Origin of the sequence: Actinoplanes sp. NBRC 101535 (assembly GCF_030269225.1) — a bacterium.
Classification (GTDB): Bacteria; Actinomycetota; Actinomycetes; order Mycobacteriales; family Micromonosporaceae; genus Actinoplanes; species Actinoplanes rectilineatus.
The window spans coordinates 63,045-89,568 of sequence record NZ_BSSY01000001.1 but is presented as its reverse complement, the minus strand read 5'-3'; the positions used below and the strand labels follow the sequence as shown (position 1 = coordinate 89,568).

At 71.0% G+C, this 26,524-nt stretch carries 21 protein-coding genes and 1 pseudogene; 14 read left to right on the top strand and 8 right to left on the bottom strand.

What is annotated here, in order from left to right; all coding sequences use genetic code 11:
• Positions 1–27: 27 nt before the first annotated feature.
• Positions 28–1,596, top strand: coding sequence for a FadD3 family acyl-CoA ligase (locus QSK32_RS00390; protein WP_285470900.1), 1,569 nt, complete (start codon positions 28–30; stop codon positions 1,594–1,596).
• Between the two features lie 226 nt (positions 1,597–1,822).
• Entirely contained in the window at positions 1,823–2,428 is a 606-nt protein-coding gene (locus QSK32_RS00385) for a Uma2 family endonuclease (RefSeq protein ID WP_045742170.1), read from the top strand.
• A 79-nt stretch (positions 2,429–2,507) separates the two neighbouring features.
• Here the strand turns inward: QSK32_RS00385 and QSK32_RS00380 are convergent, their stop codons facing one another.
• Entirely contained in the window at positions 2,508–3,482 is a 975-nt protein-coding gene (locus QSK32_RS00380; protein ID WP_285470899.1) for a hypothetical protein, read from the bottom strand.
• A 211-nt stretch (positions 3,483–3,693) separates the two neighbouring features.
• Here QSK32_RS00380 and QSK32_RS00375 point away from each other — a divergent pair, with 211 nt between their 5' ends.
• Both QSK32_RS00375 and QSK32_RS00370 read left to right on the top strand, forming a co-directional pair.
• Positions 3,694–4,224: an NfeD C-terminal domain-containing protein gene (locus QSK32_RS00375; protein ID WP_045742172.1), complete on the top strand. Its 531-nt coding sequence runs from the start codon at positions 3,694–3,696 to the stop codon at positions 4,222–4,224.
• Positions 4,225–4,276: 52 nt separating this feature from the next.
• Entirely contained in the window at positions 4,277–5,812 is a 1,536-nt protein-coding gene (locus QSK32_RS00370) for a flotillin family protein (RefSeq protein WP_045742173.1), read from the top strand.
• Positions 5,813–5,913: 101 nt separating this feature from the next.
• Here the strand turns inward: QSK32_RS00370 and QSK32_RS00365 are convergent, their stop codons facing one another.
• A complete protein-coding gene (locus QSK32_RS00365; protein ID WP_045742174.1) occupies positions 5,914–6,594 on the bottom strand; it encodes a hypothetical protein in 681 nt (226 codons plus the stop codon).
• Positions 6,595–6,720: 126 nt separating this feature from the next.
• On the opposite strand from QSK32_RS00365, the pseudogene QSK32_RS00360 reads away from it, so the two are divergent.
• Positions 6,721–6,873: pseudogene (locus tag QSK32_RS00360) on the top strand (TetR/AcrR family transcriptional regulator); the annotation flags it as partial.
• A 10-nt stretch (positions 6,874–6,883) separates the two neighbouring features.
• On the opposite strand, the gene QSK32_RS00355 reads toward QSK32_RS00360, so the two are convergent.
• The 3 genes from QSK32_RS00355 to QSK32_RS00345 form a co-directional block, all read right to left on the bottom strand.
• Positions 6,884–7,315, bottom strand: coding sequence for a type II toxin-antitoxin system Rv0910 family toxin (locus tag QSK32_RS00355; protein WP_285470898.1), 432 nt, complete (start codon positions 7,313–7,315; stop codon positions 6,884–6,886).
• A 117-nt stretch (positions 7,316–7,432) separates the two neighbouring features.
• Positions 7,433–8,827: a hypothetical protein gene (locus QSK32_RS00350; RefSeq protein ID WP_045742176.1), complete on the bottom strand. Its 1,395-nt coding sequence runs from the start codon at positions 8,825–8,827 to the stop codon at positions 7,433–7,435.
• 260 nt (positions 8,828–9,087) lie between these two features.
• Positions 9,088–10,146, bottom strand: a complete 1,059-nt coding sequence (locus QSK32_RS00345; protein ID WP_285470897.1) for a pectinesterase family protein — start codon at positions 10,144–10,146, stop codon at positions 9,088–9,090.
• Positions 10,147–10,254: 108 nt separating this feature from the next.
• Between QSK32_RS00345 and QSK32_RS00340 the strand changes: the two genes are divergently transcribed.
• Positions 10,255–11,481: a dienelactone hydrolase family protein gene (locus QSK32_RS00340; RefSeq protein ID WP_285470896.1), complete on the top strand. Its 1,227-nt coding sequence runs from the start codon at positions 10,255–10,257 to the stop codon at positions 11,479–11,481.
• 53 nt (positions 11,482–11,534) lie between these two features.
• On the top strand, positions 11,535–13,094 hold the full coding sequence (locus QSK32_RS00335) for a serine hydrolase domain-containing protein (RefSeq protein WP_285470895.1): 1,560 nt from the start codon (positions 11,535–11,537) through the stop codon (positions 13,092–13,094).
• 37 nt (positions 13,095–13,131) lie between these two features.
• Here QSK32_RS00335 and QSK32_RS00330 read toward each other — a convergent pair whose 3' ends face one another.
• Entirely contained in the window at positions 13,132–13,458 is a 327-nt protein-coding gene (locus QSK32_RS00330) for a hypothetical protein (RefSeq protein WP_285470894.1), read from the bottom strand.
• Between the two features lie 319 nt (positions 13,459–13,777).
• Between QSK32_RS00330 and QSK32_RS00325 the strand changes: the two genes are divergently transcribed.
• Positions 13,778–14,821, top strand: a complete 1,044-nt coding sequence (locus QSK32_RS00325; RefSeq protein ID WP_083448990.1) for an arabinan endo-1,5-alpha-L-arabinosidase — start codon at positions 13,778–13,780, stop codon at positions 14,819–14,821.
• Between the two features lie 76 nt (positions 14,822–14,897).
• The gene (locus tag QSK32_RS00320) at positions 14,898–16,271 is read left to right on the top strand and encodes a cellulase family glycosylhydrolase (RefSeq protein ID WP_285470893.1); all 1,374 of its coding nucleotides are present in this window, start codon (positions 14,898–14,900) and stop codon (positions 16,269–16,271) included.
• Between the two features lie 835 nt (positions 16,272–17,106).
• Here the strand turns inward: QSK32_RS00320 and QSK32_RS00315 are convergent.
• Positions 17,107–18,258 carry a hypothetical protein gene (locus QSK32_RS00315; protein ID WP_285470892.1) on the bottom strand — a complete coding sequence of 384 codons (1,152 nt, stop codon included), beginning with the start codon at positions 18,256–18,258 and terminating at the stop codon, positions 17,107–17,109.
• A gap of 446 nt (positions 18,259–18,704) precedes the next feature.
• On the opposite strand from QSK32_RS00315, the gene QSK32_RS00310 reads away from it, so the two are divergent.
• The 5 genes from QSK32_RS00310 to QSK32_RS00290 are packed head-to-tail and all read left to right on the top strand — an operon-like array spanning position 18,705 to position 25,860.
• A complete protein-coding gene (locus QSK32_RS00310) occupies positions 18,705–19,985 on the top strand; it encodes an ABC transporter substrate-binding protein (RefSeq protein WP_285470891.1) in 1,281 nt (426 codons plus the stop codon).
• Positions 19,985–20,821 carry a carbohydrate ABC transporter permease gene (locus tag QSK32_RS00305; protein WP_045742181.1) on the top strand — a complete coding sequence of 279 codons (837 nt, stop codon included), beginning with the start codon at positions 19,985–19,987 and terminating at the stop codon, positions 20,819–20,821. Before QSK32_RS00310 ends, QSK32_RS00305 begins: the two co-directional genes overlap by 1 nt.
• On the top strand, positions 20,818–21,642 hold the full coding sequence (locus QSK32_RS00300; protein ID WP_045742182.1) for a carbohydrate ABC transporter permease: 825 nt from the start codon (positions 20,818–20,820) through the stop codon (positions 21,640–21,642). Before QSK32_RS00305 ends, QSK32_RS00300 begins: the two co-directional genes overlap by 4 nt.
• Positions 21,643–21,644: 2 nt before the next feature.
• On the top strand, positions 21,645–24,335 hold the full coding sequence (locus QSK32_RS00295; RefSeq protein ID WP_285470890.1) for an exo-rhamnogalacturonan lyase family protein: 2,691 nt from the start codon (positions 21,645–21,647) through the stop codon (positions 24,333–24,335).
• A 16-nt stretch (positions 24,336–24,351) separates the two neighbouring features.
• The gene (locus QSK32_RS00290; RefSeq protein WP_285470889.1) at positions 24,352–25,860 is read left to right on the top strand and encodes a GGDEF domain-containing protein; all 1,509 of its coding nucleotides are present in this window, start codon (positions 24,352–24,354) and stop codon (positions 25,858–25,860) included.
• Between the two features lie 40 nt (positions 25,861–25,900).
• Here QSK32_RS00290 and QSK32_RS00285 read toward each other — a convergent pair whose 3' ends face one another.
• Complete coding sequence (locus tag QSK32_RS00285; protein ID WP_045742185.1) at positions 25,901–26,449, bottom strand: hypothetical protein; 549 nt, start codon at positions 26,447–26,449, stop codon at positions 25,901–25,903.
• Between the last annotated feature and the right edge of the window lie 75 nt (positions 26,450–26,524).

Sequence of the window (26,524 nt, the reverse complement as noted above, 5' to 3'; positions counted from 1 at the left end):
CTGCTCGGTAAACATCGGGAGATGTTTATGGACAAGACCATTCCGGCAGCCGTGGCGTGGGCCGCCGGACGGTTCGGCGACGCGCCCGCCCTGATCGATCCCGGACAGGCCCGGTGGACGTTCGCCGAGCTCGCCGAGCAGGTCCGCACGGTGGCGCGGGCGCTGACCGCGGCGGGCGCCGCACCCGGCGACCGGGTCGCGATCTGGGCGCCGAACACCGCACGGTGGGTCCTCGCCGCGCTCGGCGCGAGCTGTGCCGGTGCGACTCTGGTGCCGGTCGACACCCGGCTCAGCGCGCCGGAGGCCGCCGACGTGATCGGCCGCAGCGGGGCCGGAGTCCTGATCGTCACCGGTCCGTTCCTCGGCCGCGACCGGCTCGCCGAGCTGCGCGCCACCGGCAGCCCGCTCCCGGAGATCGTGATCTCCCTGGCCGCGTGGGACGAGCTGCTCGACCGGGCCGCAGGAGAGCCCGGCGCCCACACCGCCGGGGAGCCCGGCATCCGCACCGCCGAGGACGCCGGCATCCGGGCCGCTGCGGAACCCGGCATCCGGGCCGCCGCGGTCGCGGTCATGCCGGACGACGTCAGCGACATCCTTTTCACCTCGGGCACCACCGGGCGCAGCCGGGGCGCCATGAGCACCCACCGGCAGTCGCTCGGCGTGGCCACCGCCTGGGCGGAGATCGCCGGGCTCGGGCCGGGCGACCGCCACCTGATGGTCAACCCGTTCTTCAGCGGCTTCGGGCTCAAGGCCGGGCTGCTGGCGTGCCTGGTCAGCGGGGCGACGATCGTGCCGCAGGCGGTGTTCGATCCGGGCCGGACCCTCGACCTCGTCGAGACCGAACGGATCAGTGTGCTGACCGGCCCGCCCACCCTCCACCTCGGACTGCTCGACCATCCGGACCGCACCGGGCACGACCTGTCCTCGCTGCGGCTGGCGGTGACCGAGGCGGCGATGCTCGCGCCGTCGCTGGTCACGCGGATCCGGGACGACCTGGGGTGCCGGACGGTGCTGACGGCGTACGGGCTGACCGAGGCCGTGGTGGCGACGATGTGCCGGCCCGGCGACGACGTGCGGACGGTGGCGTCCACCAGCGGGCGGGCCGCGGCCGGCTTCGAGGTGCGCATCGACCGGCCCGGCGGTGAGGTGCTGCTGCGCGGGCCCAACCTGATGCTCGGCTACCTCGACGACCCGGAGGCCACCGCCGCGGCGATCGACGCGGACGGCTGGCTGCACACCGGCGACGTGGGACGGCTGGACGAGCACGGCAACCTGACCGTCACCGACCGGATCAAGGACATGTACGTGTGCGGCGGCTTCACCGTGTATCCCGCCGAAGTGGAACGGGTCCTCGCCGGTCTGCCCGGAGTCGCCGAGGCTGCCGTGATCGGCGTTCCGGACCGGCGGCTCGGCGAGATCGGCAAGGCGTTCGTGGTGCCCCGGGCCGGCCACGGTGTCGCGATCGTCGAGGTGCTGCAGCACTGCCGGGCGCAGCTCGCCGGATACAAGGTGCCGCGGACCGTGGAACTGCGGGCCGAGCTGCCGCACGACGCCTCCGGCAAAGTGCTGAAACACCTGCTGCGGGAGTCGCGGTGACCGTCGTCCGCCAACGAGCGGCGCGGACCGGTCGCCCTGGTCACCATGGGCCGGCCGCGGTCGGCCCGGGATCAGCCGCGCCGCGCCGGCCGGCCTGCCGTCGAGCCGGTCCGTTGCCCACCAACGGGTGAATTCCCGGGGGCGGAACCGGCCCGACCTGGATCTCTGCGGGATGCATCCGAATCGGGGATGGCCCAGTGGGGCCGATCACCTCTAAACTAGTCTCATGACTACTGGTCCCACGTCTAGCTTCGAAGCCTGGCCGGCACCCGAATGGCTGCGGCCGCCGACCGACGGTTACACGACCGCCGACCTCGACAGCATTCCCGGAGTTCCGACACACACCGAGCTTATCGACGGAAGCCTCGTGCTCCGTGGCCCCCAGTCCGCATTTCACACTCTCGCGCTCGATGTTCTCGTCCAGGGGCTGCGCCGGTGCGCCTCCCCGGCCCGTTTCCGGGTCCGCCGCGAGATGACCCTGGTGCTCGGCCGGCGCCAGCGGCCCGAACCGGACGCGATGGTCATCCACGCGGAGGCCGGCGTCGACCCGGAGGCCACGTGGTACCCGGCGGACGCCGTGATCCTCGCCGCCGAGGTCGTCTCCCCCGCCTCCGCGGAACGCGACCGCAGTGCCAAACCGCGGTTGTACGCCCGGGCCGGCATCCCGCACCTGTGGCGCATCGAGGAGGTGGACGGGCGGGTCACGGTCTACGTCTACGAACTGGATCCGGCCACCTGCCAGTACCTGCTGATGGGCATCTTCCACGAACGCCTGAAACTGTCCGTCCCGTTCCCGGTCGACATCGACTTCGCCGACATCGACTGGCTGTGACACTCCGGTCTCCGCAGGCGCCGGTGCGGTTCCGCAAGCCGGGCCGGACGGCGCACCGGGATGCCGTCCGCCGGTTCAACTACCGGAGTCGACCCGTCGGGCGCCCGCCGGAAGAGGTGTAGGCGTACGTGACCGTGCCCGCCGTCCGCAGCGGCGACGAGACCACCGCCCCGGTCTCGGCGAGCGCACGCCCGGCGATCCGCGGGACATACCGTCGTGAGTAGTTGGTGACCTCGAAACGCACCGTGTATCGCCGCCCGACCAGGGCGGGCAGCCGAAAGAACGAGGCCAGCATCCGGACCGCCGACGCCACACCCGGACGCACGCTGATGATCTCGTTGAAGTAGGCGCACCCGCCCACCGGGGCCTCCGCCACGATGGGATGCCGCGGGTTGTGCCACGGCGGCACGCCACCGAGCAGCGACCCGTAGGCGGTGACCCGGCCCTCGTCGGACCAGACCGCCACCAGCGTGTCCGGGGCGGTCAGCAGCGCTTCGTACTCGTCGCGGTCACCGGACATCGCCATCGGATGGTACGGGCTCAGCGCCGCCTCGAACCGGGACCGGTTGAGTTTCCACAGCTCGTCGGTCAGTCCCGCCGCCCGCACCTGGGGCCCGGTCCGGAACCGCAGGTCACCCGTCGAGCCGGCCACCGCCTCCCGCAGTGTCGCCATGTCGCCCCACGGCACGCCCGGCTCCCCGATCGTGATCGTCAGCAGGTCCAGCCCGGCCGGCCGGTGCGCCGCCGCCAGCCGCGGATCGTCGAATCCCGCCCACCCCGGCTGTCCGGTCCCCGGTTCGGGACGGGCCCTGATCCGCGGAGACGGGAGCACCCCCGGGCCGAGGAGATCCGGGGGCAGGAGTTCGGCGTACACCGTGTCGGCACCGGTCAGCACCCGGCACCGCTCGAGATCGAAGTCGGCCAGCAGTTCCACCGGCGCGATCGCCGGGACCGGACGGCCCGCCACCGTCGTCCACACCGTGCGGGCGTCGGCGCGGACCGTCGCGTACTCCGCAGCGGTGATCGGCCCGACCCGCCGGAACCAGGCCCGCATGAGATCGTCCGCAAACGCACGATAGTCGGCGAAATCCAGCACCGTCGCCCCCGTCAAGCGAACATCGCGAATATTCGACCGGGACGATACGCGGTCCGCCGGGAGTGATCAGCGCCTCGTGCGTGGTGGCCGTACGGCCCATGTATCGCTGGCGCGCCTGTTCTACCCTGACGACCTGCGTAAATGACCGGACGAACGGGGAGGGTGACCGGTGGCGACGGCAACGGTGGTGTTCTTGGTGATCGGCGGCTTCGGCGTCGCGCTCCTGGCACTGGCGCTGCTCGGCGGCGAATTGCTGCACATCGGGCATCCGGACGCCGGCGGGCCGGTCTCCCTCGAGGTGGTGGCCGGTTTCCTCGGCGCGTTCGGGTTCGCCGGCGCCGCGGCCACGGAACTGTTCGGTGCGCGTACCCCGGTGATGTTGGCGGCGGCGGCAGCTGTCGGCGCCGCGGCGGCCGTGCCCACCGGCTGGCTCGCGTGGCGCCTCGCCCGCGCCGCCCGCAACATGCGCACCGATGCCACCCCGACCCGCGACGACCTGGTCGGCACGCTCGGCGTGGTGGTCACCCCGGTGCCGGCCGGCAGCGGTTACGGCGAGGTGCGCATCCGGCTCGGCGGGCAGCCGGTGAAACTCAACGCCCGTGCCGTTCAGGCCATCCCGATCGGCGCGCAGGTCTTCGTGGTCGAGGCGGCCAGCGAGACCAGCGTCGTCGTCGAGGAGACCCGCGCGATCCAGGGATGACACCCCCCTTCCAGAAAAGCAGTGAAACCCCTTCCCGGTAGGAAAGGCATAGATGTCCTCCATCGTTTTGGCCGTCGGCGGCGTGGTGCTGCTGGTCGTCCTCCTCGTCGTGTTCGTGCTCTCCCGCATCAAGGTGGCCGGGCCGAACGAGGCGTTCATCATCACCGGCCGCAAGGGCCGGACGACGCAGTCCCTGGACGGCACCAGCACCACCGACATGTCCGGGCAGAAGGTCGTCATGGGCGCGTCGGTGTTCGTGCTGCCGGTCGTCCAGAAGCTGCAGTCGCTCGACCTGTCCAGCCGCCGCATCGACGTCAGCATCAAGGGCGCCGTCTCCAAGCAGGGCATCCGTGCCGAGCTGCACGGCGTCGCGATCGTCAAGGTCGGTGGCACCGAGGGCGCGATCCGGGCCGCCGCGCAGCGCTTCCTGCACCAGCAGGACGAGATCGAGGACTTCACCCGTGAGGTGCTGGCCGGCGCGCTGCGGTCGATCGTCGGGCGCCTGACCATCGAGGAGATCATCCGGGATCGGGCGGCGTTCGCCAGCGCGGTCGCCGAGGAGGCCGAGCACTCGATGACCAACCAGGGTCTGGTGCTCGACGCCTTCCAGCTGCAGGACATCGTCGCCGAGGGCTCCTACCTGCAGGACCTGGGCCGGCCCGAGGCGGCCCGCGTGCTCAAGGACGCGGCGATCGCCGAGGCCCGCGCCCGGCAGGCCGCCGAGCAGGAGCGCCTGCTCGCCGAGGAGGCCATCGCCGAGGCCAACCGGAACCTGTCGCTGAAGCAGGCCAGCATCCAGGCCGAGATCGACGCCGCGAAGGCCCAGTCCGCCGCGGCCGGCCCGCTGGCCCAGGCCGAGCGCGACCAGAAGATCCTGGCCGAGCAGCAGAAGGTCGCCGAGCAGAACGCCGAGCTCAAGCAGCGTCAGCTGGACACCGAGATCCGCCGCCCGGCCGACGCCCAGCGGTACCGCGTCGAGCAGGAGGCGGAGGCCGCCCGCAGCGCCGCCGTCCTCGGCGCCGACGCCCAGCGTCAGGCCACCATCGCCGGCGCGCAGGCGCAGGCCGAGCAGGCCCGCCTGACCGGTGAGGGTGAGCGGGCCCGTCGTGCCGCGCTGGCCGAGGCCAACGCGATCGAGGGTGCCAAGGAGGGTGAGGCGGAGCAGCGTCGTCGTTCCGCCATCGCCGAGGCGATCGAGCGTGAGGGTCAGGCCGAGGCGGCCGCGATCCTCGCGAAGGGCCAGGCCGAGGCCGAGGCGATGGCGCGCAAGGCCGAGGCGTTCGCCGCCTACGGTGACGCGGCCGTCATCGACCTGCTGGTCAAGGTGCTGCCGCAGGTCGTCGAGGCGGCCAGCGCCCCGATCGGCGCGATCGACAAGATGACCGTGATCTCGACCGACGGCGCGAGCTCGATCACCAAGTCGGTGGCCGGCAACGTGGCGCAGGGTCTGCAGCTGGGCAGCGACCTGACCGGCATCGACCTGACCGGTCTGCTCGCCAAGCTGGGTGCGGGCAGCGCGCTCGGCTCCGGCACGGGCGGCACCGCTGTCAACGGCGACCGCGCCGTCGAGGCCAAGACCGCCGAGTGAGACGCCCTTCGTAAGCCGACGGCCGCCGGGAGGAGTCCTCCCGGCGGCCGCTTCGTGTCAGGGCCGGCCGCTTCGTGTCAGCCGCCGCACCGAGGAGACGGTCAGCCGACCGGGAGGCACTCGGTGGAGGTGGTCGCCTGCCGGTCGAGACGCTTGAACTGGGTGCCGGACAGCTTGTACCGGTAGGTCAGCTTCAGGTTGGGGCAGGCGTTGCTGCCCTTGGCGTCCACACCGTTCGCGGTGACGGTCACCACGCCACCGCTGACCTTCAGCCCGGTCAGCCACGGCTGGTCGGTCGGCCCGACGTCGGAGAGCAGCGTGCCGACCCGCCACGGCCGGGCCGACGGCGACGAACCGTCGAAGATCTCCACGGTCGACGGGTAGTACGACGTCGACGCGTCACACGTCCGCGCGACCAGGGCATCCGGCTTGCCGTCACCGGTCACGTCGGCGTTGACGACCTGCTGGACGACGGCCTCCTGATCGTCGTTCGCGCAGTCGGCGACCATCGCGTCCCAGTCGCCGGCGTCGCCGATCGCGGCGAGGTCCGCGCCGTCCTCCACCCCGGCCTGCGGGTCGCCGGTGTCCTCGTCGGCGGGCTCACCCTCCGCACCGCCGGTGGCGGTGCCGTCGTCGCCCGCCGGAGCGGTGGACGCCGCCGGGCCGGACCCGGCGACCGCCGGTGTCTGCCCGGCCTCCGGCTCGGCGTCCGAGCCGCAGCCCGCGACGAGCGTCAGGGCGGTCAGCGGTATGGCCGTGAGCAGTGCCACCTTCGTCAGCAAGGTCTCTCCCCCGTATGCGGCGGCCCGGTCCGGACCATCTCCGCGCCACAGCTTAGGAGACGCCCGCGACCGGCTGATCCCCTGTTCAGGCCACCTCGAGGAACAGCCCGGCCGCCCGCTCCCGATAGAGGCGGCGAGCCCACCACGGACGACCGCGCCAAGGCCCGGGTGATCGGCGACGTGTGGCTGTCCAACCTGGTCGCCTGGGTGACCCGCCGGGCCTCGGCCAACGACGTCGTCGACCACCTCGAGCTGGCCACCCGCCTGCTGCTGAAGTGACCGTCGCGGCTCAGCCCAGCAGCGACGCCAGTCTCTCCATGGACTGCCGGGCGGCGGAACCGGCCTGTTTCTCCAGCATCGCGGCCATCGGACCGTTGATGGCCGGGCCGGCGAACTCCACCTCGTAGGTGACCTTCGAGCCCTGCGGGCCGGGTTCGATCAGGAAACGGTTCTTGGCATTGACGCCCATCGGACCGTCGCCGGCGGCCTCGAAGTGGTGCGGCACGTCGGCGGTGGTCACCCGCCAGGACATCTCGGCCGGCATCCCCATCAGCTTGACCTTCTGCCGCCACGTGCTGCCCGCCTCGAGAGCCGGCGGCAGATCACCGACGAAGCCCTGGTGCATGCTGTTCCATTCCGGGGTCCGGGGCAGGTCGGTGACCAGCTGCCACACCTCGGCGGGGTCGGCCGGGGCGGTCACCGAGACGCTCACCTTGGGCATGCCTCCTCCTAGATCTTCTCCGGCACCCGCATGACAGCCTCGCAACAACTAGAACAGGTTATGGCGGAGGACACCAGGTGACCGCCGAGGAACCACGGCCCTCCCCCGCCGGCCGGCTCATTCGATGACGCGGGTGGGGCGGGCGGCGCCCATCGGGCGGCGGGGTTCGCCGCGGGCCACCAGGATCGAGCGGGCGGTCAGGTCGGGCGGGGTACCGCCGCGTTCGGCGAGCCAGGAGATCCAGCCGGGCAGGAGGGCGAGCACCGCACCGGCCCAGGCGGACTCATGGTCCCGCCGGATCGTCTCGACGACGTGCGCCACCCGGTGCGGCGAACAGGTCTCGTGCAGCAGTTCCACCTCGGACGGCCACGCCCCGGCCAGCGTCTCGGCCAGATCGCGCAGTTCGTCCGGCTCCCCCATCGCATCAGGTTCGCCCCGGCCGGTCCTCTCCGCCGGGCTGGGCCTCTCACCGGGAACGATCCGCTCGGACCACCCGGGAGATCCGGCCGAGTCCTGGGCGCCGGAGGGCTTCCACGGCTCGACGGGATCGGCTTCGGGACGCCGCCTGCGCCAGGCCAGGAAACTCTCCGCAGCCCGCCCGACGACGTTCTCCGGACGGGTCACCGGGTAGACACCGGGCAGGTCCAGGACGAGTTCGGCGAGCTTACGAGAACGGTGGTGCTCGGCCAGCTGCTCGGCCGACTCCCCGCCGAGCAGCGGCATCCCGTCCCACACCGGCAGGATCTCCTCGAGCAGACGCCAGTCGTCGGCTTTGCGCCAGGAGGTGCCGCCGGCCGCCACCGCACCGACGCCGACCTGCCAGGCGGCCAGCGCTTCTTCCGGGGAGGCGTAGTACCCGCCATGCACCGGGACCGGCGTGCCCGTGCAGGCGTCGACGTCCCAGAGATACCAGCGGGCCGGGCCGCCCGGCGTCTCGTAGAGTGCGGCGACCGCGAACCGGCTGCCGTACCGGTCCCGGGTCCAGAGCACCTCACCGGCCGGTCCGGGGCTCGTCGGCGAGTAGAGCGCCAGTTGTTCACGCAGCCGTTCGGGCAGGATCGCGGCCAGGGCGGCGAGAACACGTTCCGGCCCGGCCCGCCGCGATTCGTCAGCTCCGCCGCGATCGCGGGCCTCCCGGGGTCTGCCGGAGTCGCGGACCTCGTGGGCTATCGCCTCGCGGGCCGCGGCGACCGCCGCCTCCGCGAAGTGGTCCGGTCCGATGTGGTCGGCGCCGCGGCGTTCGCCCAGGCGGGCCAGGAGCGGGCCGAGCCGGGCGCACAACTCGTCCTCGAGGCCGGCGCCGGTGGCTGTCGAGGCGGCCAGGTCCGCGACGAACTCCCGGGCCGCCGGCAGGGCCGCACGGACCCGCTGGGCGTCGGCCCGCGCCAGGTCGTCGAGGACGACCCGCACCGTCTTCGCCGCCCGCACCTGCTTGAGGTGTTCCCGGCGCCGGTCGGCCCGGATCGACGCGGGCGACTTGCGGGACTTCTTGCGCTTCCGCGAGACAGGCACGCGCCGAGCATAAGAGCGGGACCGGGGCTTGGCCGGTACTGATCACCCGCACGGGGGGACCGCCCGGGCCTGCGGCGACGGCTTTGCGACAGGTGTCTGGTCGGCGCCCGGCCCGGGTTTCACAATGGCGTCCGCGTCGCGGGTCCACGCGGGTGGCGATCGGCGCGCACCGGCACGGCGCCGACGGTTCACGGACGCGGGTGGGGCGGCCATCCGTCGGCGCCGCGCAGGTGAGACGCCCACGGACCGGACGGGACGGCTCACGGGCACAGGTGGGGTGCCCAGCCGTCGGTGCCGCGCAGGTGGGTGGTGGCGGTGAGGGCGGCCGCCTCGTCCCGGGTCAGCTGGGGACGGTCCGGTGTCACCGCCGCGCCGGGACCGAAGTTGCGGTATTCCGCGAACCGGGCGTCCTCCCAGGGCCAAGTACCGAAATCGACCCAGGGGGTGGCCGGGATGTGCGCGCCGATCCAGGACTCCCGGATGATCGTCGCGCCGATCGCGTTCGGGTCCTGACCCGGGTGCCAGGGGCGGCCCAGCAGGACGGTGCCGTCCGGCGCGTCCGCGGTGAACCGGCAGTGCTGGAAGAGCAGACCGTACGGGTTGGTGATGTCGGTGCTGGGCGCGGTCACATACCCGTTGGGGATGCTTCCCCGGTCGAGGGAGTGGACCCGGGTGCGGTCGAAGACCGCGGTGCCCCGGCCGAAGACGAAGTCGACGTCGCCCTCGACGTAGCAGTCCCGGAAGTAGGAGCGGGCCACCACGGCCGCCGCCGTGCTGTTGACGTAGAGCGTGTCCTGGTTGGCGAGGAACCGCACCCGGTCGAAGACGAGGCGGTCGGCGCGGGTGAGCACGGCGACCGCCTGCCGGTTGGTGATCTCCGGGTGGGCGGCCTCGTCGAACAGGTTCGCGAAGGTCAGGTTGACGGCCCGGAACCCGGCGCCGTCGACGGTGACCGAGGCACTTCCGGAGGTGCCCCAGGTGCCGCCGCCGGGTTTCGGCGTGCCGTTGGCCCGGTCGTCGGCGATCACCGCATCGGACGGCCGGTGGCCGAGTCCGTGCAGCTCGACGTGGGTCTTGGCGGCCGGGACGATCACCTGGCCGAGGTAGGTGCCGGGGCGCACGCCGATGCGGACGGGACTGGTGGCACCGTCCGGGACGGCGTCGATCGCGGCCTGGACGCTGGTGTGGTCACCGGTGCCGTCGGCGGCAACGACGAGGTCCCAGTGGTGGCCGCCCGCGCGGGCCGGACCGCCCTGGGCGGCCAGGCCGGCGGCGGCACCGAGGCCGGCCGAGAGCTCGAGGAACCTGCGTCGGCGCATGGCCGCACCTCCGGTCGTCACGGCTGCGATCTGCGGGAAAGGGCTTTCCTACGGCATTCTTAGTCATTAAATTCACACTCGTCAATAAGAGTCGACGATGGAGGTTGCATGAAACGGCGCGTCTTCGTCACCCTGCCCGCCGCGGCACTGGCCGCCACCCCGATCGCCGCAGCCGGAACACCCGCCCCCGCCACCGCGGCCGGAAACGCCGCGGCGAAAGAGGCCACCGCGAGCCCGGAGATCGTCGCCGGGAACATGCCCGCCTTCGCCGGGCGGCTCAAGGACGAGCTGACCTTCCCGCTGGCCTGGACCGATCCGCGCAACCGACCCGGCCGCGACACCTGGGGCCGGGGCTTCCGCGCCTGGAAACGGCAGGCCCGCGCCAAGGTCGAGGAGCTGCTGTGGCAGCCCGCCGACGACACCCCGTTCGACGTGGAGATCGTCGACGAGCAGCAGGCCGACGGCTACCGGCGGCGCACCCTGCTGTTCTCGGTCACCCGGCACAGCCGGGTCCGCGCGTCGATGCTGGTGCCGGACGGCCCCGGGCCGTTCCCCGCCGCGCTGCTGCTGCACGATCACGGCGCCAAGTTCGACATCGGCAAGGAGAAGCTGGTCGCACCGTGGAGCGACCCGGTCCGGCTGGCGTCGGCGCAGGCCTGGTCACAGCGGTACTTCTCCGGCCGGTTCCCCGGCGACGAGCTGGCCCGGCGCGGGTACGCGGTCCTCGCCGTCGACGCGCTCGGCTGGGGCGACCGGGGCGATCTCGCGTACGACGGCCAGCAGGCGCTGGCGTCGAATTTCTTCAACCTCGGCGGCTCCCTGGCCGGGTTGACGGCCAGGGAGGACGTCCGGGCGGCGGCGATGCTGGCCGGGCTGCCGGAGGTGGACCGGCGACGGGTGGCCGCGGTCGGCTTCTCGATGGGCGGGTACCGCGCCTGGCAGGTGGCGGCGCTCTCCGACGCCATCGCGGCGACCGTCTCGATCTGCTGGATGACCGGGCTGAAGGAGATGATGGTGCCCGGCAACAACACGCTGCGCGGCCAGTCGGCGTTCTTCATGCTGCACCCCGGCCTGCCCCGGTTCCTCGATATCCCCGACGTGGCGAGCATCGCCGCACCCCGTCCGATGCTCGTCTTCAACGGCGGAGCCGACACCCTGTTCACCGCCGAGGGAGTGCGGGTCGCGTACACGAAGATGCGTGCCGTCTGGGAGTCGCAGCGGGCCGGGGATCACCTGGTCACCCGGGTCTGGCCGGAGCTCGGACACGCGTTCCCGGCGGAGATGCAGGAGGCCGCGTTCGCCTGGCTCGACGGGCATCTGACACCAACTCAGTGACACACGTGGATACAGTGCGTCGGGAACGTGCCGTCGACGAACGGGGTGGTTCGATGTCCGAGCAGATTTCCCGGCGCACCCTGCTGTGCGCCACGGCAGGCGGCGCGGTCGGCACCATGATCGCCGCACCGGCCCCGGCCTCCGCGTCCGGCCGCACTCCGGCGGTGGTGCGGGAGCTCGAGGAGAAGATCCGACAAGCGATGCCGGTGTACGGGGTGCCGGGCGTCTCGCTGGGTCTCCGCCATCGGGGCGTGGACTACGTCCGCGGTTTCGGCGTGACCGACGTGGCGGCTCCGGCACCCGTGGACGGCGACACGGTGTTCCGGATCGCGTCGACGACCAAGACCTTCGTGGGTACGGGCATGATGCGCCTGGTCGAACGGGGCCGGATCGACCTGGACCGGACGATCCGGAGTTATCTGCCGGACTTCCGCACCTCGGACCCGGCGGCGTCGGCCCGGGTGACCGTCCGGCAGGCGCTCGACCACAGCGCGGGCTGGCTCGGCGACTTCTTCCTGGACACCGGCAGCGACGACGGGGCGCTCGCCCGCTATGTCGCGGCGATGTCCCGCCTGCCGCAGCTCACCGCGCCGGGCGAGGTGTTCGGCTACAACAACGCCGCCCTGTCGCTGGCCGGACGGCTGATCGAGGTGGTGACCGGCACGACGTTCGAACGGGCGCTGCAGTCGCTGGTCATGGACCCGCTGCGGCTGGCGCACACCCGCTTCCATCCGGAGGAGATCCGGGACGTCAGCATCGCCGTACCCCATGGCTTCGACGAGGAGGGCAACCCGGTGAGCGTGCCGGCGGCACTCGCCCTGCCCCGCAGCATCCATGGCGCGGGTGGCCTGTTCTCCAGCGCACGGGACCAGTTGCGGTGGGCCCGGTTCCACCTCGGTGACGGCAGTCCGCTGTTGTCGGCGCGCTCGTTGCGGGCGATGCGGTCCCGGCCCGGACCGGGCGGGACGCTCTTCGTGGAGCTGGACGGCGCCGGCGTCACCTGGATGCTGCGCCCGACCGCGGAGGGGCCGAAGGTCGTACAACACGGCGGCGACCTGGGCGGACAACACTCGGGTTTCCTGATGGTCCCGGAGCGGGACTTCGCACTGACCGTGCTGACCAACTCGGAGGGCGGCCCGGCCCTGCTGGACGACCTGTTCGGCGGCGACTGGGCGCTGAGCCGGTTCACCGGACTGCACAACCTGCCGGCCGTGCCGCTACGGCTGTCCGCCGCCGAACTGGCCCCCTACGAGGGTCCCTACCTCGGACAGCAGATCGGATACACCGGCGAGACGGAGTACGTTCCGCTGCGGCTGACCGCGGCCGACGGGGTGCTGGTGGTCTCGTACGCGGACGAGGAACTGCTGCGGCTGGCGTTCTACCGCAACGCGGTGGCGAAACGCGACCACGTGGTCGTGCTCCAGCCCGACGGCAGCGCGGCGAACAGCCGGGCGAACTTCGTCCGTGACCGGGACGGCTCGATCGCCTGGCTGCGTGTCGGCGGACGGTTGTACCGGCACGACGGGGTCGCGCCGGCCGCCGTCTCCGCGGCCCGGCCGGCACGCCCGTCGTCGTTGACGACCCTCCCGCATCCGGACAGCGGCCTGCTCTGAGCAGACGTCCCGGCCCACTCCGAGCCGGCGTCCCGGCCTACTCCGAGCCGGCGTCCCGGCTGCTCTCCTCCTGGGCGACCTGGCCGGCCCGCTGGCGGCGCTGCAGGCGGCGGTCCTCGATGCGGCGCCACCGGTCGAACACCTGCACGGCGGCCTCCACCGGCTCCGGGGCACGGCCGGCCAGCCAGGGGCGGGGCAGCAGGGACTCGGCGCCGAGCCAGAGCAGGTCGCTCATCGGGACCGTGCCGCCGGTCAGGCGCATCAGTTCGGCGGCGACCTCGGCGGCGTGGTCGCTGCGGCGCCACTTCTCCAGGGTCGAGCCGCCGTTGAGCAGTTCCGCTCGGTCGTCCGGGTGCAGTTCCATTCGAGGTGTCCTTCGCATTCGCCGGGGGTGGCGCTCGCATTCGCCGGGGGTGGCGATAACCCGGCCGTCAACCGGGAACTCCGAGGTCAACGGCCCGAAGCCGTACACGATCGTGGCGCGTGGGACGACTGTCAAGCCGAGCCGGGCCAGGTCACGGACAGTCCGCCCCAGAGTGTGCCAGGCGTGGCGAAGGGGGACGAGTGCCTTGACGGCGGATATGTGATCGTTAACATAGAGGAAATCAAATGTGCGACAGGGGCAGTCGCACTCCCCCATCGTCCGCGTCGCGGGTCACGGACCGCGGCGCAGAGGGAGCATGATGTCCACGAGCACACCGCAGTTCCACGCCGGCCGGGTGATCCGCCGCTGCCTGCTGATCCTCTCCGTCACGCTGCTGGCGGTGGTGGCCGGCCTGGTCGCCATCGAAGCCGGGCGCGGCGGTCTCCCCGCGGTCGCGGCGACCCCGACCGTCCCGCCCGCCGCCTACCCCGGGCCCGGTGTCGTCGCCGGCGACACCGGCGTGCACGACCCGACGATCGTCAAGACCCCGGCCGGGGGTTACCTGGTGGCGGGCACCGGCGACAACATCCAGCTCAAGACGTCCACCGACCGCACCACGTTCCGTAACGCGGGTGTGGCGTTCCCGAACGGGGCGTCGTGGACCACGGCGTACACCGGGGGCGGCAAGAGCCTGTGGGCGCCGGACCTGTCGTACCGTAACGGGCGCTACTACCTGTACTACTCGGCGTCGACGTTCGGCTCGAACTACTCGGCGATCTTCCTGGCCACCTCGACCACCGGCGCCGCCGGATCGTGGACCAACCAGGGCCTGGTCATCGCGAGCAGCACCAGCAACGACTACAACGCGATCGACCCGAACCTCAACGTGGACGACTCCGGCAACTGGTGGCTGAGCTTCGGATCGTTCTGGACCGGCATCAAGCAGATCCAGCTCAACCCGAGCACCGGGCTGCGCACCGGCACCACGATCCGCAGCCTGGCCGGCCGGGGCGGCGGCCCGATCGAGGCGCCGACGCTGGTCAAGCACGGTTCGTACTACTACCTGTGGGTGTCGTTCGACTACTGCTGCCGGGGTGCGTCGAGCACGTACCGGATCATGGTCGGACGTTCGACCAGCCCGAACGGACCGTTCACCGACCGCAACGGGACCGCGCTGACGTCGGGCGGCGGCACCCAGGTGCTGGCCTCGCACGGCAGCATCCACGGGCCGGGCCACCAGGCGGTGTTCACCGACACCGACGCGGACGTGCTGGTCTACCACTACTACGCGGACAGCGGCGCGCCCTACCTGGGCATCAACCTGATCGGGTACGACTCCGCGGGCTGGCCGTTCGTCTACTGACCGTTTGACAGTCGTCGATCCTCCGGGGGATGGTGGGAGCGCTCCCAGGTAATCCCCGTCCCCCGGAGGAACCCCCGTGAGAAAACCATGGTGGGGCGCGCTCGTCGCCGCCCTGATCACCGGAATCACCGCCGTCGCCGTCGCCCAGCCCGCCCGGGCCGCCACCGGATTCACCGTCTCCGGCACCCAGATCGTGGACGGCAACGGCACCCCGTTCGTGATGCGCGGCGTCAACCACGCGCACACCTGGTACCCCGGCCAGCTCAACACGTCCCTGGCCGGCATCAAGGCCCTCGGCGCCAACACCGTCCGGGTCGTCCTCGCCAGCGGCCAGCGGTGGACCGCCAACACCGCCGCCGACGTCACCAACGTGATCACCCAGTGCAAGGCGAACCGGCTGATCTGCGTCCTCGAGGTGCACGACACCACCGGATACGGCGAACAGTCCGGCGCCGCCACCCTGGCACAGGCCGTCGACTACTGGATCTCGATCAAGAGCGCGCTGGCCGGCCAGGAGAACTACGTCATCCTGAACATCGGCAACGAGCCGTACGGCAACGGCACCGCCACCGCCACCTGGGCGTCCGACACCCGGACCGCCATCACCCGCCTGCGCGCGGCCGGCTTCGCCCACCAGATCATGGTGGACGCCCCGAACTGGGGCCAGGACTGGCAGTTCCTGATGCGCGACAACGCGGCGTCGGTGTTCGCCGCCGACCCGAACCGCAACACCGTCTTCAGCATCCACATGTACGGCGTCTTCGACACCGCCGCCGAGATCACCGACTACCTCGGCCGCTTCCAGACGGCCGGCCTGCCGATCGTGGTCGGCGAGTTCGGCAACCTCCACTCCGACGGCGATCCGGACGAGGACACCATCATGGCGACCGCCCAGCAGCGCGGCATCGGCTACCTGGGCTGGTCGTGGAGCGGCAACGGCGGCGGCGTGGAATACCTGGACCTGGTCACGAACTTCGACCCGGCGCAGCTGACGACGTGGGGCCAGCGGCTCTTCAACGGCGCGAACGGCATCAAGGCCACCGCGAAGGAGGCGACCGTCTTCGGCGCCCCGCCCTCCAGCTCACCGCCGACGTCCACCTCCCCCTCCACCTCGGCCTCCCCCTCGACGTCCACTCCGCCGCCGTCCGGGGCGTGCACCGCCACCTACGCGGTCACGAGTTCCTGGTCGGGTGGCTTCCAAGGCGCCGTGACGGTGAAGGCGGGCAGCGCCCCGATCACCGGCTGGACCGTCACCTGGACCTGGCCCAGCGGACAGCGCCTCACCAACAGCTGGAACGCCGCGGTCACCACTTCCGGTGACGGCGTGACGGCTCGCAACGCCTCCTACAACGGCACCCTGGCCGCGGGCGCCTCCACAAGCTGGGGCTTCACCGCCTCCGCCACCACCACGAACACACCCCCCACCACGGTCGTCTGCGCCGCGAGCTGAAACGACACCGGGCGACCACGGACGACGGCCGGGTGACCCCGAGCCGTCGCCCACGGCCGACTCCCACCCACCCGAACAGCCGTGGCCGACGGCTCGACCAACCCAGCCGTCGGCCACGGTCCACCCACAAACCGAAAACGACCACCGGCAACGGCTCGACCGACCCGATGCCACTCCGTTTGAGTCGACCATCGACTTTGCCGCGGCTGCCATCACGCCCGCCGAACACCGCCTCCGGTCGCCTCGCGCATCGGCACCGTCCAGCCACTCGCAGCCTCCCCGGGGCCACTACCAAGATCGAACCAGGTTCGGCGGCACCCCGGCCGTCGGCCACGGTCCACCCACGAGCCGAAAACGACCGCCGGCGACGGCCGGGTGACCCCGAGCCGTCGCTGACGGCTGATTCCCACCCTCCCGAACAGCCGTGATCGACGGCTCGACCGACCCAGTCGTCGATCACGGTCCGTCCGCGAGTCGAAAACGACCGTGGGCGACGGCCGGCGGTCGCGCCCCGCCACTCGTTTAAGTTGGTCTTGAAGGTGCCCCCACGCAGCGAAGAACGGCTGAGCTGCGCCGATGCGGCTGCCACCGGCAACGGCCGACGAACCACCAACGACGGCCGAAGAGCCGTCGTCGACGGCCAACGAGCCACCGGCAACGGCCGATCGAGCCGCCGACAACGGCCGACGAACCACCGGCAACGGCCGATCGAGCCACCGACGACGGCCGAAGAGCCGTCGGCGACGGCCAACGAGCCGCCGCGGCAGAGGGGAACGCATGATCACCGGCTACGACGTTGATCGACTTAAGCGGAGGGGCATGGCACCGCCTCAGGTCAACACCAGGTGAGTGTCGAGTTCACCCTGGTCACGTTGGTCACCACGTTGTTGGTGCCGGTGCACGGACTCCAGCGGATGTTCGTGTTCGTCACCGTCAGGTTCTTGAAGGTGATGTCGGACGACGGGGCGAACTCCGTCCGCGACGAGATGCGGACCTCGCCGCCGCCGGTTACCGTGCCGGACACGCCGGCGATGGTCACGTTGTAGCAGTTCTCGACGAGGATGGAGTTGTTTCCGGTGTCGGCGATGTCGACCCGGTCGATGACCGCGCCGCCGCTCTCCGAGACGCAGAAGACGCCCCGGCCGCCGCCTCGGGCCTTCACTGTGCCGACTCGCACGTTCGTGGCGTAGCTGCTGCCGATCCGGCCGTTGCGGTTGGCCATCCGGAATGCCGCGTACCCGGTTCCGGTGCCGGCGTTCTCCGCGTCGACCGTCCCGACCGTTGCGTTGATCGTCTGGTTGAGCAGCAGGCCGGATTCGCCGACGTTGCGGGCGGTGACGGTGCCGATGGTGATGCCGTCCACGCCGTAGGTTTCCACCGCGTGCGACGAGGCTCCGGACACATTGGCCGCATCAAGCCTGATATTTCGGGACATGACGGAGGTGTCGCCGTAGTTGTCGATCCGGATGCCGAGCCCACTCGACAGATTCATGGTGATCTGCCCGAGTATCACGTTGTACACACTGCGCAGGAAGATGCCGTACAACGGTGCGCCACTGACCGTCAGGTGCGCGACCTCCACATCATGGGTGCCGCGGGAGTAGATCGGCGCCTGGTCGCCACTGCCGGCCCCGGTCACGTTGATCGTGCCGCAGACGTCGATCAGGGTGTAGCTGGGCAGCGAGATCCGCGAGTTGGCGCTGATCGATCCCGAGCCGCGGACCAGCACGTTCTGCTTCGAGGTGCGACTCGCGGGCAGGGCGCTGACGGCCGCTTGGACGGCGGCGCGCATGTCCGTTCCGCTGTAGACGGTGCTGCCGCCGTAGGTGGAGGTCCAGGTGCTGCCGCTGAGCACGGCCTGTGACTGGTAGCTGAGGGCGCCGCAGTCCGCGGCCGCCGCGGGTCCGGCGCCGAGACCGGCGGTCGCGCCGGTCGCGGTCAGGACTGCGGCGGCCAGCAGGGCTGACCGGCGGTGTGGTCGTCTCATCGCTTGCTCCGATTCCGGTGGGGATCGTGCGAGCGCGTCCTTCAGGGAGTGTCGCGGACGGCCGGGCGCCGTGGACTTCGTCCCGGGTGGGCAGGCGGTTCACGGGGCCTGCCGGCCCGGGTGCGGCGCCGGGTGGGCGCGACGGCTCGGCCTCGGGGGCAGGTCGGCTGTCTTGGGGGTACGGGTCGGAGCGGGGAACTCCGCCCGGCGGAGACGGGACGGAAACGGGACGGGGACGGGGACGGGTCTGCAGCCGATCGAGGACGAGCCGTTGGGCGCGCTCCCACATCTAATTCGCTCGATGTTAGCGATCACTTCGGCGCTGTCAAGCCTTCGGTTACGGCATTGACGGTCGCTTGACCCGCATGCAAAGCTGCCGACATTCCATCGAAATTTATCGATAGGTTTCCTTCTTCATTATGAAACGTTCCAGCCTGGAGGCAGACATGTCCGTGTCCCGACGCGCCCTGCTACGCGGTGGCCTCGCCGGGCTGGCCCTCGCCGGAACCGGAGCCGGGACCGCCGCGTGCGGTGACGAGGCGGGCGACGGGAAGACCACACTGCGGTTCGCCTGGTGGGGCAGTGAGGAACGGGCCAAGCTCACGCAGCAGGTCGTCGACCTCTTCCACACCCGGCACCCGGACATCACCGTCACGACGACGTACGCGACGTACGACCCGTACTTCCAGAAGCTCGCCACCGAGATGAGCGGCGGCAACGCCCCGGACGTGCTGCAGATGGGTGACCGCTACCTGCGGGAGTACGCCGAACGCAACACCCTGCTCGACCTGACCCCGCACCTCGGGTCCGCGATCCACGCCGCCGACCTGGAGCCGAAGCTGCTGCCCGCCGGCGCCCTGGGCGACAAGACGTACGGGCTGCCGATGGGTCAGACCACGCACGTCCTGCAGTACGACGCCAAGCGCTGGACCGACGCCGGCGCGGCACTGCCCGCGGACGGCTGGACCTGGGACGACCTGTTGGCCGCCGGGTCCGCCGTGACCGCGAAGTTCGGTCCGAAGGTCAGCGGGATCAGTGACCCGTTCGGCATCGAGGACTGGTTCGGCGACTGGCTGCGTCAGCAGGGCAAGGACCTCTACACCCCGGCCGGGCAGCTCGGGTACGCCCCGGAGGACGTGGTCCGCTGGTGGCAGCTCGGTGTCCGGTTCCGTGCCGCGAACGCGATCACCCCGCCCGCGGTCACCAGCAACACCACCGGCACACCGTTCCCGCGTAAGGAGTCGACCGCCGAGTTCTGCCCGGACTCGACGATCGGGATGACCTCGTTCGAGACGTACGGCGGGGACTTCGCGCTCAGCCCGTTCCCCACCGCGGGCACCGGGATCGGACAGGTCACCCAGCCGCCCATGATGATCAGCGTCGCGCAGCGGACCAGGAACCGGGATGCCGCGCTGACCTTCGTCGACTTCTTCCTCAACGACCCGGAGGCGGGCGCGGTCCTCGGTATGAGCCGGGGGCTGCCGGCCAACCTGAAGATCCGCGAGACGCTGAGCAGCACGCTCACCGACGAGTGGAAGATGGTCGCCGACTACGAGGCGAAGGTGTCGCCGCGGCTGATGCCCGCGCCGGCGCCCCCGCCGAAGGGCGCCGGCGTAGTGAAGACCCAGTTCCAGCGGATCTACGACGACGTGATGAACGCGTCGGCCACGCCCGAGCAGGCGGCGCCCCGGCTGATGAGCGAGATCCAGCAGGCGCTGGGCGCCTGATGACGACCGGCGAACGCCCGTCGGTCGCGTACCTGTTCCTCTCCCCCTGGATCGCCGGGGCGGCGCTGCTCACCGCCGGGCCGATGCTGTGGCTGCTGTACCTGTCGTTCACCGACTACGACATGTTCACCGCGCCGCAGTGGGTCGGCCTGGACAACTACGTCCGGATGCTGACGGTCGACCCGCATTTCTGGAACGCCGTGCTGGCCACCACCAAGTTCGTGGTCTTCTCGGTGCCGGTGCAGCTGGCGGCGGCCCTCGGCGTGGCGATGCTGATCAACCGGCGGAGCCGGGCGCAGGGACTGTACCGATCGTCGTTCTACGCGCCGTCGCTGCTCGGGGCCAGTGTCAGCGTCGCCCTGGTCTGGCGGGTGATCTTCCACGACTGGATCGGCGACCCGGACCGGGCGCTGCTGGCGCTGGTGCTGCTCGCGGTCTGGCAGTTCGGCGCGCCGATGGTGATCTTCCTGGCCGGGCTGCAGCAGATCCCCCCGGAGTACTACGACGCGGCCGCGGTCGACGGTGCCGGCCGGTGGCGGACCTTCATCGCGATCACGCTGCCGATGCTGTCGCCGGTGATCTTCTTCAACCTGGTGCTCGACACGATCCGCGCCTTCCAGGTCTTCACCGGTGCGTACGTGCTGAGCAACGGCACCGGCGGTCCCAGCGACTCGACGCTGTTCTACACGCTCTACCTGTACGAGAAGGGATTCGTGGAGTTCAGGATGGGCTACGCCTCCGCGATGGCGTGGCTGCTGCTGGTGGCGGTCGCCGCGGTCACCGCCCTGCTGTTCCGCACGTCCCGTTCGTGGGTGTTCTACGGCGACGACGCATGAGGAGGGCACTGTGGCACCTCGCCGTGCTGGCCCTGCTCGTACCCCTGCTCTATCCGATCCTGTGGTTGACGTTCGCGTCGTTCAAGCCGGCCTCGGAGATCGTGCAGAGTCTGGCGCTGCTGCCGCGGGACGCCATCCTGGACAACTACCAGCGGCTGACCGGGGACTTCGCCGGGGTGCCGGCCTGGCGGTTCTTCGTCAACTCGACGATCGTCGCCGGCGGGTGCGCGGCCGCCAACGTCGCCAGTTGTTCCCTCGCCGCGTACGCGTTCGCCCGCCTGCGGTTCCGGCTGCGCGGCGTGCTGTTCGCGTTCATGCTGGCCACGATCATGCTGCCGGTGCACATCGTGCTGCTGCCGCAGTACACGATCTTCCAGCGGCTCGGCCTGGTCGACAGTTTCTGGCCGCTCATCCTGCCGAAGCTGCTCGCCACCGACGCGTTCTTCGTCTTCCTGATGGTCCAGTTCATGCGGACCATCCCGCGGGAGCTGGACGAGGCGGCCCGGATCGACGGCTGCGGCTCGATCCGGATCTTCGGGGCGGTGGTGCTTCCGCTGGTCCGGCCGGCGCTGGTCACCACGGCGATCTTCACGTTCATCTGGACCTGGAACGACTTCCTCACCCAGTTGATCTATCTGTCCACACCGGAGAAGTACACGTTGCCGCTGGCGCTGCGCCTGTTCATCGATCAGACCGATCAGAACTCGTACGGCCCGATGCTCGCCCTCTCCGCCCTGGCCATCGTGCCGATCCTGCTCTTCTTCGCCGCGTTCCAGCGCCTGCTGGTCGAGGGTTTCGCAACGTCCGGCCTGAAAGGATGACAATGCCCGAGATATCACGACGAACGTTCGTCCGGGGCGTGGCAGCCGCCGGCGCGGCCGTACCCCTGACGGGTTTGATCAAGAAGAAGGCGCAGGAAGCGCCGGTTGCCCTGCGCTGGCTGGAGGGGAAGCCCGCCGAAGGCGTGGGCAGCACCTGGGGTGTGCCGTGGCCGAACGGCGCGCTGCCCGCCACCGAGAGGTTCGCCCTGCACACCGGGGACGGCACGGCCGTGCCGGTGCAGAGCTGGCCGATCGCCTACTGGCCGGACGGGTCGCTGAAGTGGAGCGCGCACGCCGTCCCGGCCGATGCCGCACTCGCCGAGGAACTGGTGCTGAGCCGCGCGGAACCGGCCGCCCCCGCCACCGCGGTCACCGTGACCGACAAGAAGGACCACGTCGTGGTGGACACCGGCGTGATCATCGTGACGATCGGGAGGCGCGGCGGCGCGCTGATCGAGTCGATCACCCGGGGCGGCACCGAGATCGCCCGGGACCTGGAGCTGATCAGCCTGCGCCAGACCAGCGCGGACGACGGCGACGAACACGGCACCTCGCGGGAGAAGCTGACCGGAACGATCACGAAGGTCGTCGTGGAGCAGCGCGGACCGGTGCGCGCGGTGGTCCGGGTGGAGGGCTCGCACCGCAAACGCGGACGGTCCTGGCTGCCGTTCAGCGTGCGGCTCTACCTCTACGCCGGGGCCGAGCACGTACGGCTGGTGCACACGTTCGTCTTCGACAGCGAGGGGCAGACCGAGTTCATCGCCGGGCTGGGCGTGCGGGTCGGCGTGCCGATGCGCGACGAACTCCACGACCGGCACATCCGGCTCTCCGGCGACGGCGACGGCCTGCTGCGCGAAGCGGTCCGCGGCATCACCGGCCTGCGGCGCGACCCGGGCGCGAACGTCCGGACCGCGCAGGTCGCCGGGGAGAGGCTGCCCGACCCGGCCACCTGGGACCAGCGGGTCACCACCCGGCTGCCGTTGATCCCCACCTGGGGCGACTACACCCTGAGCCAGTTGAGTTCCGAGGGCTACACGATCAAGAAGAGGACCCGGCCGGGGTACGCGTGGATCGGCGTCGACGCGGGGCGGCGAGCGAGCGGCTTCGCCTATGTGGGCGGCGTCAGCGGTGGCCTCGGGTTCGGCATGCGCGACTTCTGGCAGCGGTACCCGGCACAGCTCGACATCCGCGGGGCGGCCGGCGCGGAGGCGAGCGCCACGATCTGGATGTGGTCACCGGAGGCCGGCCCGATGGACACCCGCTTCTACCACGACGGGCTGGGCCAGGACACGTACCCGGAACAGCTCGAAGGCCTGAACATCACCTACGAGGACTACGAACCCGGGTTCGGCACGCCGTACGGGATCGCCCGGACCACGGAACTGACGCTCTTCGCGCTGGCCGCCACTCCGGCCGCGGACCGGTTGGCTGCTTTGGCGCGTACCGTGAAGAATCCTCCCCAGGTCGTCGCCCAGCCGGACCATCTCGCGGGGTCCGGCGCCTTCGGCGCGCTCTTCAGCCCGGTCGACAGGTCCACCCCCGCCCGGACCAGGATCGAGGACCGGCTGGACTTCCTCTTCGACTACTACCGCGACCAGGTCGACCAGCGGCACTGGTACGGGTTCTGGAACCACGGCGACATCATGCACACGCCGGACCCGGACCGGCACGTGTGGCGCTACGACGTCGGCGGCTACGCGTGGGACAACTCCGAACTCTCCCCCGACCTGTGGCTGTGGTTCGCCTACCTGCGCTCCGGGCGGGCCGACATCTACCGGTTCGCCGAGGCGATGACCCGGCACACCGGCGAGGTGGACGTCTACCACCTGGGCAGATGGGCCGGACTCGGCACCCGGCACGGGGTGCAGCACTGGGCGGACAGCGCCAAGCAGCAGCGCATCAGCACGGCCGTCTACCGGCGGATCTTCTATTACCTGACCGCCGACGAACGGGTCGGCGACCTGATGAGCGCCCTGGTCGATTCGGATCAGACCTTCCTCGTCCTGGACCCGCTCCGCAAGATCCGCACGGAGCCCTACGAGCCGGACCCGCACGCGCTCTCCATCGGCCTCGGCACCGACTGGAGCGGCCTGGCCGCGGCCTGGCTGACCGAGTGGGAACGGCACGGTCCGAAAGCCGAGGTGGCCCAGCGCAAACTGCTGGCGACGATGCGGACCATCGCCCGGATGCCGAACGGTTTCGTCACCGGCAGCGGCCTCTACGACATCGACACCGGCGAGTTCGCCGAGATCGCGAAACTCGTGTCGGTGTCGCACCTGAGCGCCATGTTCGGGCAGGTCGAGATCTGCGCCGAACTGATCGCTCTGGTCGACGTGCCCGGGTTCGAGGCGGCCTGGCTGCAGTACTGCCGGCTGTTCAACGCGAGCAAGGCCGAACAGGCCGCCGAATGCGGGGCCGACTTCGGCAACCTCATCCTCAAACAGGGACATTCGCGGCTCACCGCGTACGCGGCGTCCCGCCTCGGCGACGCCGGCCTCGCCGCCCGGGCCTGGGCCGAATTCACCGGCACCGACGGCTACACCGACGCGTCGCCCTGGCGTACCGAACACCTCGAAGGCCCCACCGTGCTCAACCCGGTCGACGAGGCGTCGTGGGCCGACACCAACACCACCGCGCTGTACGGCCTGGCCGCCATCCAGAACCTGGCACTGATCTCAGGCGCCCTGCGATAACGCCGATGATCCGTGGGTGAGGGTCCTGCTCGTCGCCGTGGCATGGACCCTCCTCGCGGGCGCCCTGTTCGTCCAGTTCGCCGGCGCCCCGGACCGGCAGGTGACCGTCTTCTGGACGTTCCAGCCACCGCTGGACGCCCTGCTGCTCTGGTCGTCGTGGCGGGTCACCCGGGCGTCGGCCGGCGTGGTCCGCCGCTTCTGGCGTTCGATGACCATGGCGGCGGCCCTGTTCCTCACCGGCGACACCGTGCAGGCCGTGCAGTCGCTGCGCACCCCCGGCGAGTGGTCCACCGCCGCGGGCGGCGTGCAGTCCCTCTGCTTCCTGACCGGTCTCGGCCTGGTCATCGTCACCATGCTGATCCATCCGCAGGCCGGGCAGACCGGCCGGGAACGCCTGGGCTTCTGGCTCGACGCGGGCAGCGTCATGGTCGGCGGCGCGGTGGTGGCCTGGTGCTTCACCGTCGGCCCGGACACCGGCCGGGCCGACCTGATCAGCACCCTGGCCGCCGGGGCGGTCGTGCTGACCTCGGCGTTCGCGGCCGTCAAGATGATCCTCAGCGGCAACGCGCCACTGCACCGGTTCGCCGCCGTCCCGATGATCGGCTCGGCGGTGGTGAACAGCATCGGACTGTTCCTGGCTCCCGACGCCACCGGCGGGCTGCCCGCCCACGTCTATCTCGTGCGCTTCCTGCCCTCACTGCTCATCGCGGTCGGCCCCCGGATCCAGGAACTCGTCACCGGCGTCGAGCAGGGCGCGGGCCGGGCGCGACGGCGCAAGCCTTACAGCCTTCTGCCGTACGCTTCGATAGCCGCCGTCTTCGCGACCCTGCTCGTGATCCTGCCGCGGGGCGTGGACACCCGGCTGTGGGGCGTGGTCGCCGGCCTCGGAGTGATCATCGTGCTGGTCGTGGCCCGGCAGTGGGTGGCGTTCCAGGACAACACCCGGCTGATCCGCGAACTCGACACCACCCTGACCGAACTGCGCCGGCACGAGACGCGGCTACGCCGGCAGGCCCTCTTCGACGACCTGACCGGCCTGGCCAACCGCGGCTACTTCCACGAGGAGGTTACCGGCGCGCTGGACGCCGGCGAACCGGTGGCGCTGCTGCTGATCGACCTGGACGGTTTCAAAGGGGTCAACGACACCCACGGGCACGCCGCGGGCGACGCCCTGCTCGCCGGGGTGGCCGACCGGCTCCGGCAGTCGGTACGCTCCGGCGACCTGGTGGCCCGGCTCGGCGGCGACGAATTCGGGGTGCTGCTGCACCACTGCGACGCCGGCGAAGGCGGGTCGACGGCGGACCGGATCCTGGGCGCGCTGACCGCACCGATCCCGGCCGGCCCGGCGGCGATCGTGGCGAACGCGAGCATCGGGGTGGCCGCGTCGTCGCTGTTGCCGGAGTGCGCGGACGTGCGGTCCCTGCTGCACTTCGCCGACCTGGCCATGTACGAGGCGAAACACCGCGGCAAGGGCACCTGGACGCTGTACTCCCCGGACGTCCCCGGCCATCAGCGCCCGGCGTGACGCAAACCCGAAAGCTCGCAACCGGCGACAAGTCTCCAGATCAGTTCTTGGGTTTCAGGGAGAGGCAGACGAAGGGGCCGCGGACTCCGGCGCTGAAACGTTCGGCGGCCTGCAGCGCCACGCGTACCCGCTTGCGGGGTTTCAGGTCGGTGCCCGCCGTGGCGTAGAAGGCGCCCAGGGCGATCTGGTCGCCGCAGCCGACCGCCGCGAAGCCGTCGGCCGCCTTCGCCAACTGGTAGTCGTCGTAGACGGTGTACAGCCGGCCGCGGACGCCGACCAGGAAGGTGCCGCCGGACTCCTGCTCGGAGTCCTTGCGGGCCCAGCCGCCCTTCTTCAGGCAGTCCCGCAACGCGTCCACGAACGTCGTGGACATGAACTTGTCCAGGTCGCCCTTCGGAGCCGGGGGCTTCAGCGAGTATCGGATCAGCTGGCCCATCCGGAACGACGTGGTGAAGCCGAACAGGTAGCCGCGATTGCGGAACACCTTGGCGTCGGCGCGGATGGTCAGGTCCCAGCCGCCTCCGACACCGGCGCTGTCGCCGCCGATGAAGACGGAACCGGCATGGGTGAGTCCAGCGATCGCAGTCATGTACCTCACAGGATCGTGTGCGGCGGCGTACGTCAAGAGAAGATCTTTCGCGGAATCGGCGCGACCGGGGTGGGG